General features: G+C 36.8%; 1 protein-coding gene. It reads left to right on the top strand.

Annotation, left to right across the window (positions count from 1 at the left end):
* Nucleotides 1–351: hypothetical protein (locus tag RCF13_RS02765; protein ID WP_308140818.1), on the top strand; the 351-nt coding region annotated here is incomplete at both ends.

Here is a 351-nt window from a genome sequence, read left to right as displayed (position 1 = left end):
CATAACATCTAATGAAATCACAATAACTTTATCTAATAAGGATAGAAAATTTGATGCAGGCAACACTCAAAGTCCTTTATATGAGATGTTGAAACCGAATCGGAGAATTAAAGCCTGGTTAGGCATAGAAAGAGATCGTGGAGAAAAAGAATTTGTGCCCCTAGGAATCTTTTGGAGTGGTGATTGGGAAGTAACAGAAGAGGGAATCAGCGCCAAAGTTTCTGGCAGGGATCGGCTAGAATCATTATCTAAATCAACCTATGAATATACAGGACCCAGGGAAGACAATTTATATAATTTAGCTTTAAATGTATTAACAGATGCAGGATTAACTCCGGATGAATATTGGAT

Origin of the sequence: Stenotrophomonas maltophilia group sp. RNC7 (assembly GCF_030910085.1) — a bacterium.
GTDB classification, from domain to species: domain Bacteria; phylum Pseudomonadota; class Gammaproteobacteria; order Xanthomonadales; family Xanthomonadaceae; genus Stenotrophomonas; species Stenotrophomonas sepilia.
This window is presented reverse-complemented; position numbering and strand designations above follow the sequence as displayed.